At 35.7% G+C, this 9,671-nt stretch carries 11 protein-coding genes and 1 pseudogene; all 12 read left to right on the forward strand.

Annotated elements, in window-relative coordinates:
* A partial coding sequence (locus G577_RS11895; protein WP_211219232.1) for a transposase occupies positions 1-150 on the forward strand: 150 nt, incomplete at its 5' end.
* A 193-nt stretch (positions 151-343) separates the two neighbouring features.
* A pseudogene (locus G577_RS0109230) lies at positions 344-742 on the forward strand (BglG family transcription antiterminator); the annotation flags it as partial.
* Entirely contained in the window at positions 732-1,148 is a 417-nt protein-coding gene (locus G577_RS11430) for a PTS sugar transporter subunit IIA (RefSeq protein WP_051176768.1), read from the forward strand. The pseudogene G577_RS0109230 and the gene G577_RS11430, both read left to right, overlap by 11 nt.
* A gap of 13 nt (positions 1,149-1,161) precedes the next feature.
* The gene (locus G577_RS0109240) at positions 1,162-1,488 is read left to right on the forward strand and encodes a PTS fructose transporter subunit IIB (RefSeq protein WP_028790953.1); all 327 of its coding nucleotides are present in this window, start codon (positions 1,162-1,164) and stop codon (positions 1,486-1,488) included.
* 11 nt (positions 1,489-1,499) lie between these two features.
* Positions 1,500-1,952, forward strand: a complete 453-nt coding sequence (locus G577_RS0109245; protein WP_028790954.1) for a PTS sugar transporter subunit IIA — start codon at positions 1,500-1,502, stop codon at positions 1,950-1,952.
* A gap of 18 nt (positions 1,953-1,970) precedes the next feature.
* Positions 1,971-3,068: a PTS fructose transporter subunit IIC gene (locus tag G577_RS0109250; RefSeq protein WP_028790955.1), complete on the forward strand. Its 1,098-nt coding sequence runs from the start codon at positions 1,971-1,973 to the stop codon at positions 3,066-3,068.
* A gap of 22 nt (positions 3,069-3,090) precedes the next feature.
* The gene (gene alsE / locus G577_RS0109255; RefSeq protein ID WP_028790956.1) at positions 3,091-3,786 is read left to right on the forward strand and encodes a D-allulose 6-phosphate 3-epimerase; all 696 of its coding nucleotides are present in this window, start codon (positions 3,091-3,093) and stop codon (positions 3,784-3,786) included.
* A gap of 158 nt (positions 3,787-3,944) precedes the next feature.
* On the forward strand, positions 3,945-4,694 hold the full coding sequence (locus tag G577_RS0109260; RefSeq protein ID WP_028790957.1) for a cyclase family protein: 750 nt from the start codon (positions 3,945-3,947) through the stop codon (positions 4,692-4,694).
* Between the two features lie 102 nt (positions 4,695-4,796).
* On the forward strand, positions 4,797-6,209 hold the full coding sequence (gene sufB / locus G577_RS0109265; RefSeq protein WP_028790958.1) for a Fe-S cluster assembly protein SufB: 1,413 nt from the start codon (positions 4,797-4,799) through the stop codon (positions 6,207-6,209).
* Between the two features lie 144 nt (positions 6,210-6,353).
* Positions 6,354-6,797, forward strand: a complete 444-nt coding sequence (locus G577_RS0109270; protein WP_028790959.1) for a flavodoxin — start codon at positions 6,354-6,356, stop codon at positions 6,795-6,797.
* Between the two features lie 352 nt (positions 6,798-7,149).
* Positions 7,150-8,931: a pyruvate oxidase gene (gene spxB, locus G577_RS0109275; RefSeq protein ID WP_028790960.1), complete on the forward strand. Its 1,782-nt coding sequence runs from the start codon at positions 7,150-7,152 to the stop codon at positions 8,929-8,931.
* A gap of 477 nt (positions 8,932-9,408) precedes the next feature.
* Complete coding sequence (locus G577_RS12585; protein ID WP_280453850.1) at positions 9,409-9,543, forward strand: hypothetical protein; 135 nt, start codon at positions 9,409-9,411, stop codon at positions 9,541-9,543.
* The last annotated feature ends 128 nt before the right edge of the window (positions 9,544-9,671 follow it).

Here is a 9,671-nt window from a genome sequence, read left to right on the forward strand (position 1 = left end):
GTGATTGACACGATCCGTTTTCAACTATTTCATATTGCAGGAAAAGTCACAGAACACGCACGTCAAATTCAAATTCGCTTATCAAGTACGAATGTTTACAACACGCTTTTTTGGGAAGTTCTTACACGCATTCAGCGATTGAATCTCTAGTTTACTTTCGCCATTTTAAGCTCTATAAAAAGCTTGTCTTTCATTTTCTAGGAAGAACTTTATCTTTTTTTAACCTAGTTCAATCGTCCTTTCCTATTCTTTATTAAAAAGCGGCGACAAAAATAGAAAATAACATAAATGGCACTTCGTGGGGCGGTCGAATGAGTTATCCACAAAGTTTTATAAATCATTCAGGGTAGATAGTGTTTCTAAAACAATAAGTCAACAGTATCATTTGCCCTTGATTAATGAAGATGAAAATGGATTTATTACACTCTATTTTGCCAGAGTACTGAAAACTTACCAGCTACCAATTAAAACGTTAATTGTGTGTACTACAGGAGTTGGAACTTCAGAACTATTAAAAGCGAAGATTGAAAAGAAATTTCCGGAATTAGATGTTATGAACGTTGTAGCAACTAAAAACTTAGACCAATTTCTTAAAAATTATCCAGCGACTGAATTAGTCTTAAGCACAATTAAGTTAAAACAATCATTACCTGTTAACTCGTTATTGGTAAGTGCTATGTTAACTGCTGATGATCAGAGAAGGATTCAACAGAAAATTGAGGAGATCAATCATGATGAATAGCCAACGATTCAATGTTTACCCAAAAAAGAGTTTTTCTTCCAAAGATGAAGTTTTGACGTTTTTAGGAAAAGAAAGTAGTCGGTTAGTAGGTATCCCTGCAATGGAATTTAAAGAGCAATTGTTAAAACGGGAAGAACAAGGAAGCATAGAAATTGCTCCTGGGATTTTACTCCCTCATTTTGAAAGCCCTTCTTTTACTCAAAGTAAAGTACTCCTTCTTTCTTTAAACCCAGAAGTAAAAGGCTGGAATTCAGAGATAAACAACGTCAAATTAGTCATAGTTATTTTATTAAAAGCCGAAGAAGAAAGGCCTGTAAAACAAGAAATAGCAGCATTTACTCGAAAATTAGCAGATGACAAGTATTTAGATGAATTAATGAAATTAGGAAATGAATATAATAATTAAGGAGATGATTTTAATGAAAATAGTTGGAGTAGCAGCATGTACAGTAGGGATTGCTCATACGTATATTGCACAAGAAAAGTTAGAAGAAGCAGGAAAAAAAGCAGGTCATGAAGTACACATTGAAACCAGTGACACGATTGGCGTAGAAAATGCCCTAAGTCCGGAACAAATTCAAGAAGCAGATGTAGTTATCTTAGCAATTGATGTCAAAATTAGCGATCGTGAAAGGTTTGAGAGTAAGCGTGTACTCCAAGTACCAACTGAGGTGGCTATAAAATCACCGAACAAATTAATTCAAAAAGCTGAAGAGGTTGTAAAAGAAGATCAAAAAAATAAGTAGGGGTTGCAAAAATGGAAATTAGCGAAATCTTAGATAAAAACATTATTGAAACAAATCTGAATGTTGCGACAAAGGAAGAAGCTATCGAGCATATTGTTGCTTCGTTAAAAACAAATGATTATATTTCAGAAGAAAAAGCATTTGCCCAAGATATTTATAATCGTGAAAAAGAAGGAAAGACAGGGATTGGCAATTATATTGCCATTCCCCATGGGAAAAGTTCTGTTGTAGATAAGGTAGGTGTAGCGATTTTTATTAATAAACAAGAGATCCCTTGGGAATCGATCGATGAGCACGGAGTCAAAGTCATTGTATTATTCGCTGTGGGAGATAGCAATGAAGGAGCAGAGCAACATCTAAAATTGTTAGCTCTTTTTGCTAAAAAGTTAGGGAACGAAAAAGTCGTACAAAATTTATTAGCAGCCAACACGGCTGATGAAGTGATTGCTAGTTTTGCTCAATAGTGAAGGAGGAAATTCTATATGGAAACAATCAGGCGTTTAAATCTAAAAGGGCACCTATTAACGGCGATCTCGTATTTGATACCGATCGTTTGTGGAGCAGGATTTTTAGTTGCCATTGGTTCAGCCATGGGAGGAGAAAATCCGGCAGATTTAACGGGAAATTTTAGCATTTGGGATGTACTTGCAACGCTCGGAGGAACTACATTAGGACTACTACCAGTTGTTATTTCCACGGGTATTTCTTACTCAATTGCTGAAAAAGTAGGAATTGCACCTGGATTTATTGTAGGCCTCACAGCTAACGCCATTGAAGCTGGTTTTATTGGTGGCTTATTAGGAGGCTTTATTGCAGGATACATGACTATTTTAATCGTGAAATTTTTAAAAGTACCAGAATGGGCTAAAGGGTTAATGCCAACCTTAGTGATCCCCTTTTTAAGTGCACTAGTAAGCGGATTAATTATGGTCTATGTTATCGGCACACCGATTTCTGCATTTACTACTTGGTTAACAGGCGTATTAAATAGTTTAAATTCTTCATCCATTCTTGTATTTGGTATAGTAGTAGGTCTTTTAAGTGCAGTTGACTATGGAGGACCGATTAATAAAACGGTTTTTGCTTTTGTCTTGACTTTGCAAGCTGAAGGTATTAACGAACCGATTACTGCTCTGCAACTAGTTAATACTGCTACGCCCATTGGTTTTGGTTTAGCTCATCTTTTTGGTAAAGTCATTAACAAACAAATTTACACACCGACTGAGGTTGAAACGTTGAAATCTACTGTTCCTATGGGAGTCGTAAATGTTGTCGAAGGTGTTATTCCGCTAGCGATGAACGACATTATTCGCAGTGTAATAGCAAGTGCAATAGGAGGGGCCGCTGGTGGTGCAGTTTCTATGACTTTAGGTGCGGATTCGACTGTACCTTTTGGCGGCGTATTAATGCTACCAACGATGTCAAGACCTATGGCGGGTATTTTGGCATTACTTGCAAACATTGTAGTTACAGCTTTAGTGTTGGTAGTTATTAAAAGGAAACTTTCTCCTGAAGACCTTGAAGCGCAAAAAGAAGTTGAAGAAGAAGACATTGATTTGAATGATATTCAAATCTCCTAAGTTTGAGAAAGAAGGACTACACATGAACAATGTACAATTTTCACCATCATTAATGACCATGAATCTGGACAAATTTAAGGAAGAAGTCCGCTTTTTAAATAAACATGTAGATTCTTATCATATCGACATCATGGATGGTCATTATGTACCTAATATTTCTTTATCTCCATGGTTTATTGAAGAGATTCGAAAAATAAGCGATATTCCTATGTCTGCCCATTTGATGGTGACAGATCCAAGTTTTTGGGTCCAACAATTAGTAGATATAAAATGTGAATGGATTTGTATTCACGCAGAAGTATTGGACGGTTTAGCTTTTCGTTTAATTGATCAAATCCATGAAGCAGGATTAAAAGCAGGTATTGTGTTAAATCCAGAAACATCAGTTGACACAATATTTCCTTATATTTCTTTGTTAGATAAAGTGACTATAATGACCGTTGATCCTGGATTTGCGGGTCAAAAATTTATTGATTCAAGTTTAGAAAAAATTGTTCAGTTAAGAGAATTAAGAAATAAAAATAATTATCAATACTTGATTGAAATGGACGGTTCATCGAATCGAAAATCTTTTGCTAAGATCGATAAAGCTGGACCAGACATTTATATCGTAGGCCGAAGTGGATTATTCGGTTTAACAGAAAATATTGAGAAATCTTGGCAAACGATGATGAAAGATTATAAAGAAACTACGGGTAAGACTTATTATAAGGAATAAATTTTAAGAACAACTATTTGTATGTAAAAAAGCTGTGATGTTAATGTCATAGCTTTTTTGCGTTAGCTTCTTTATTACTTTGCATAGTTATCTAACTATGCTAAAATCTTAGCAATATTATCGTTGTTAAAACGGTTAATAAAAAAGAGGGTGAGCCAATGAGCAAAGTGACTGAAAGTATTCATTATTTAAAGAAGCAGGATTGGATCGATTTAACGCATACAGTGACACCGGAAATGCCTTATTTCCAAGCTTTTAAACCAATTACAGAGAAAACGCTATATACAGTTCAAGCTGATGGCTTTTTTGCCAAAGAGTATGCTTTAGCTACGCAATACGGGACACATATTGATGCACCGGTCCATTTTTCTGAGGGGAAAAGGTCACTAGAAGCATTGGAGATTGAAGGCTTTGTTCTACCGTTATTTGTTATTCATAAAGAAAAAGAAGTGGAGTCTGATCATGATTATATGCTGACAGTAGATGATATTTTAGTTTTTGAAAAAGAATATGGGGAAATTCCGTCTGATAGTTTTGTGGCTTTTTCTAGTGGTTGGTCTAAACGCTGGAGTAATCCGGAAAGTTATTACAATTTAGATGAAAATGGGCAAGCTCATACTCCTGGGTGGTCTGTGGAAGCATTAAAATTTTTACATGAAAAACGAGACGTAAAAGCAGTCGGTCATGAAACGTTAGATACCGATCCAGCGGTAGAAGAGGCTAAAAATGGTCATCTACTCGGTGAATTATATTGGTTATCAAACGATAAATACCAAGTTGAAGTGATGAATAATTTAGCTGAAGTTCCGGCTAAGGGAGCCGTAATTATAATTGGAACTCCGAAGATCAAAGCAGCACCTGGATTTAACGTACGAGCCTTTGCCATTGCACCAAAAGAAAACGAATAGTTGTATATTCGTTGTTCATAGGCTTAGGAACTATGTTATAATTGAAAATGAATTTAGTGAAATATAAAACAAGGCGTAGTAAATAAAGAAACTGTAATATTAATGAGAGGGGCTACAAAATTGACAGTAGAAACTAAAAGTAGGGACTATGAATATGGTTTTCATGATGATGTTACCCCTGTTTATTCTAGCGGTAGTGGGTTAACTGAAGAAACTGTACGAGAAATGTCTCGTTTAAAAAAAGAACCGCAATGGATGCTTGATTATCGATTGCATTCATTAGAGCTATTTCATAAGATTCCTTTGCCCGATTGGGGACCGGATTTATCCGAGATTAATTTTGATGATGTGATTTATTTTCAACGTTCTAGTGAAAAAAATACGAACAATTGGGATGATGTACCAGATAAAATAAAAAACACTTTTGAACGCTTAGGCATTCCTCAAGCCGAACGTAAATACCTAGCAGGAGCAGCTGCGCAGTATGAATCTGAGGTGGTTTATCATAATATGAAAGAAGAGTTTGCCAAACAAGGTGTGATTTTTACTGATACGGATACTGCCTTGCAAAAATATCCAGAACTAGTCAAAGAGTATTTTGCTAGTGTGATTTCTAATTCTGAACATAAGTTTACCGCATTAAATGGGGCAGTTTGGTCGGGAGGCACATTTATATATGTTCCTAAAGGTGTTCAGTGCGAGATTCCAGTTCAAACGTATTTTCGAATTAATGGTGAAAATGCAGGCCAATTTGAGCGATCGTTAATTATTGTCGATGAAGGAGCTTCTATCCAATATATTGAAGGATGTACGGCGCCAAACTATTCAGCAAATAGCCTCCACGCAGCTAGCGTTGAAATCGTTGTGAAAAAATATGCTTTTTTCCGTTATACGACTATTCAGAACTGGTCAGATAATGTGTATAATCTGGTTACTGAAAGAGGCACGGTAGAAGAAAACGGAACTTTGGAATGGATTGATGGTAATCTTGGGAGTAAGGTAAATATGAAATACCCATGTAGTATTTTAAAAGGCCCTCATTCTAAAACTTCCGTATTGTCAATGGCTTTTGCTAATTATGGCCAACACTTAGATGCGGGTTGTAAAGTGTATCACAACGCTTCAAATACTTCCAGTACATTAATTTCCAAATCAGTGGCAAAAGGCGGTGGAAAAACTGATTACCGTGGGCAAGTTTCGTTTGGTCGTGATAGCACGGGATCTAAATCCCATATTGAATGTGATACGATTTTAATGGATGACGAATCTACTTCTGATACGATTCCTTATAATGAAATTTTAAATAATAATGTTGCTTTAGAACATGAAGCTAGTGTATCCAAAATTTCTGAGGACCAATTATTTTACTTAATGTCACGTGGTATTAGTGAAGAAGACGCTACAGCGATGATTATCAATGGATTTATGGACCCCATTACCAAAGAACTACCGATGGAATATGCAGTAGAAATGAACCAACTGATCAATATGAGCATGGAAGGTTCAGTTGGTTAATGTTTTAAGACTTAGTAAGAAAGAGTTCTTTCTTACTAAGTTTTTGCTTTTTGTAAAAATCTCTATTGAATTTTAATACTTTTGTGATATAGTTAACTTGGTTTAAGCGTAATAGAGGTTTTATAAGGGAGAAGGTGTCAATATATGACATTGGCAAAAATTATATATGCAAGTATGACTGGAAATACAGAAGAAATTTCGGAGATTTTAGAAGAGCAATTGATTCAATTAGATATAGAAGTTGAGCGATCAGAAGCAGAAGATGCTGAAGAAGACTTCTTTGATAATGCAGACATTTGTGTTCTAGCGACTTATACTTATGATGAAGGAGAATTACCTTTTGATTTAGAAGATTTTTACGATGATTTACCTGACCGCGATCTTTCAGGAAAAATTTATGGCGTTGTCGGAAGTGGTGACAGTGACTTATATCCTGACTTTTTCTGTGTTGCAGCTGAGGAGTTTGATCGTTTATTTAGCGAAGCAGGGGCTAAGCGAGGACATGAGGTCGTAAAAATTGAAAATGATGCAGAAGATAAAGATAAGCTCCGGTTAGAAGAATTTGTAGCGGCATTAGTTAATAGCTAATGACTAGGAGGAACATGGCTCTTAAACAAGAAGTATCCTGACGTTTTGTTAAAAAACAAAATATCAGGAATTTTTTTGTTGCAATTGTTAGCCCATTAAGTGTAAAATCTACGAAGGTAATGTAGACAAATACAAAAAAGAAAGCTATTCTATTAACTAGATTGACCGATGCTAGTTAACAGAGGCAGTTTCTTATGGCGTTTGTTATACTATTTTTAGTGGAAACAATAAAAAATGAGATACTTTTATGTAAAGAAAAAGCAAGTATAAACAGTTTCTTTGCAATATTGTTTTGTACATATTACCATAATAGTTGAACTACGTATATTTGAAAGGAGAAAAAAAGGTTATTATGACTAATCAAAAAATAGATGGATGGGTAGCAGGACTCAAAGTACTCGAAGAGTGGGGCGTAAATGACGTCTTCGGTATTCCTGCAGGCTCATTAAATTCTTTGATGGATGCACTTGAAAAGGAACAAGACAATATTAACTTTATTCAAGTTCGTCATGAAGAAACAGGAGCGCAAGGTGCAGCAATGTACGCTAAATTCAACGACAAATTAGGTGTTTGTATTGGCTCTGCCGGACCTGGCGCAACTCATTTGTACAACGGTTTATATGACGCAAAATTTGACCATGTTCCAGTATTAGCTATTTTGGGTCAACGTGCACTCAGAGAATCTAACATGGATGCTTTCCAAGAAATGAACCAAAATCCATTATTTAATGATGTAGCAGTGTATAATCGTCGTGTGGCTTATCCTGAACAATTGCCTAAAGTGCTTGATGAAGGTATTCGCGCAGCAATTGCAAATAAAGGTGTAGCTGCTGTTGAAGTTCCAGTTGATTTTGGTTGGGAACAATTAGACACAGCAACTCGTTATTCATCTGCTGAAGACTACCGCGATTTCCCTGAACTTGGGTTAAATGAAACAGATATCGATGCAGCAGTCGAAGCTTTATCCAACGCTAAACGTCCAGTGATTTATGCTGGGAAAGGTACACGTGGTCATTCAGAAGACGTTATTGCATTAAGTCGTAAAATTAAAGCACCTGTTGCTATCACAGGAATTAACTTTGACGATTACAACTATGAATTTGATGCACTTTTGGGTTCTGCTCACCGTGTAGGTTGGAAACCAGCAAATGAAGCTTTTGAAGAAGCAGACGCGGTCCTTTTTGCTGGTAGTAATTTCCCATTTGCTGAAATAACAGGCAAATTTGATCATGTGGACAAGTTTATCCAAGTTGATATTGACCAACAAAAACTAGGTAAACGTCATTTTGCTGACGTTGCAATCCTTGGTGATGCTGCTACTGCTATTAGAGCCATTACAGATAAGATTGACGAAAAAGAAGATAATGGTTGGTATCAAGCAAATATTGATAATGCTGCAAACTGGAAGGCTTATATGCAAAAATTAGAAAATAAAACTTCTGGACCTTTACAACTTTATCAAGTATTTAAAGCAATTAATGATGTATCCAAAGAAAATGCTGCTTACTCAATTGACGTAGGTAATACTACACAAACTTCTATTCGTCACTTACACATGACACCGAAAAACTTATGGCGTACTTCTGAAGTATTCGCCACTATGGGTAATGGTTTACCAGGTGCTTTGGCAGCTAAATTAGGACAACCTAACCGTCAGGTTTGGAACTTATCTGGTGACGGTGGCTTTTCTATGGCAATGCAAGATGTTGTTACAGCTGTGAAGTACAATCTACCTTCTATTCATGTAATATTTACCAACGAGCGTTTTGGTTTTATTCGTGATGAACAAGAAGACACAAACGATAACTACTACGGTGTTGATATAACAGATGTAGACTTTGCAGCAATTGCTAAAGCGCAAGGAGCTGTAGGTTATACAGTTACCGAAATTTCACAATTAGAAGATGTTTTTGCAAAAGCAAAAGCTGATGAAGAAGCAGGACGCGTTGTATTAATCGATGCTAAAATTACAGAAGAACGTCCACTTCCAGTAGAAGAATTGAAATTAGATCCATACTTCTTCTCAAAAAATGAAGTAGACGAATTCAAATCACGCTATGAAGCTGAAGAACTACAACCATTTAGCCATTACTTGGAAGAACATGGTTTGGAAGTTGAACAACACAACCGTTAATTTGGAGCTAACTAGAAAAAATAGTATTAGTCTCGATAAGAGCGACTGGAAATTGGTCTTTTCATTTTCCAGTCGCTTTTTTTATTATCACTTTGTTTATCAGTTAATTTTTTTATAGTTTTACTCTTACCGGAGTAACTAGTTAAAAATAATATTGGGTCCTTTCATTTTTATCCCTGGAAAACAAAGAATTAGAGGAAGAACAAAAAAGGAATCCTAAAAACTAGAGTTGAATTAGGAAAGTAACGCTAGAAATTAAGAAAACTAGGGTTAAATTAGTGAAGAAACCCTAGAAATTAAGCAAAGTTAGGACAAATTCGAAGTACGTTAAATTTAAATAAAAAAAGTCTTATAAAAATGATAATTTCCTAAGAATTCCTAATAAAATCAATATAGTTCGGTAAAACTCGTTACAATAACATTGAGCAAAGCTAGAGTTACCATAAAAACACTATCAAGGAGGAGCCCTAAGGTAAAATGGATGCTAAAACAAAAGTTGCTGCTGGTATTTTAATTTTGTTGACATTTTTTTCTGCACCCTTATTTTCGCTATTTATGGGCGCAGTTATTGTTCTTTATTTACGCCTTAAACAAAAAAGAGCAAAAGCCTAAAAAAAGGAAACCATTCGATTAGAAATGGTTTCCTTTTTTATGTGTGCCAGGCATGGCATTTATCTAGCTGGTGAAAGTCCAGTCGCAGGTAGTTACCGCCAAGCGTAGCGAGCCACAAGCTGAAATCA

This window comes from Tetragenococcus muriaticus DSM 15685 (assembly GCF_000423785.1).
GTDB classification, from domain to species: Bacteria; Bacillota; Bacilli; order Lactobacillales; family Enterococcaceae; genus Tetragenococcus; species Tetragenococcus muriaticus.

What these genes read in the sequence shown, in the direction of transcription:
- G577_RS11430 (WP_051176768.1), top strand. Translation starts at nt 732, where the DNA reads ATGATGAATAGCCAACGATTCAATGTTTACCCAAAAAAGAGTTTTTCT.
- G577_RS0109240 (WP_028790953.1), top strand. Translation starts at nt 1,162, where the DNA reads ATGAAAATAGTTGGAGTAGCAGCATGTACAGTAGGGATTGCTCATACG.
- G577_RS0109245 (WP_028790954.1), top strand. Translation starts at nt 1,500, where the DNA reads ATGGAAATTAGCGAAATCTTAGATAAAAACATTATTGAAACAAATCTG.
- G577_RS0109250 (WP_028790955.1), top strand. Translation starts at nt 1,971, where the DNA reads ATGGAAACAATCAGGCGTTTAAATCTAAAAGGGCACCTATTAACGGCG.
- alsE (WP_028790956.1), top strand. Translation starts at nt 3,091, where the DNA reads ATGAACAATGTACAATTTTCACCATCATTAATGACCATGAATCTGGAC.
- G577_RS0109260 (WP_028790957.1), top strand. Translation starts at nt 3,945, where the DNA reads ATGAGCAAAGTGACTGAAAGTATTCATTATTTAAAGAAGCAGGATTGG.
- sufB (WP_028790958.1), top strand. Translation starts at nt 4,797, where the DNA reads ATGAGAGGGGCTACAAAATTGACAGTAGAAACTAAAAGTAGGGACTAT.
- G577_RS0109270 (WP_028790959.1), top strand. Translation starts at nt 6,354, where the DNA reads ATGACATTGGCAAAAATTATATATGCAAGTATGACTGGAAATACAGAA.
- spxB (WP_028790960.1), top strand. Translation starts at nt 7,150, where the DNA reads ATGACTAATCAAAAAATAGATGGATGGGTAGCAGGACTCAAAGTACTC.
- G577_RS12585 (WP_280453850.1), top strand. Translation starts at nt 9,409, where the DNA reads ATGGATGCTAAAACAAAAGTTGCTGCTGGTATTTTAATTTTGTTGACA.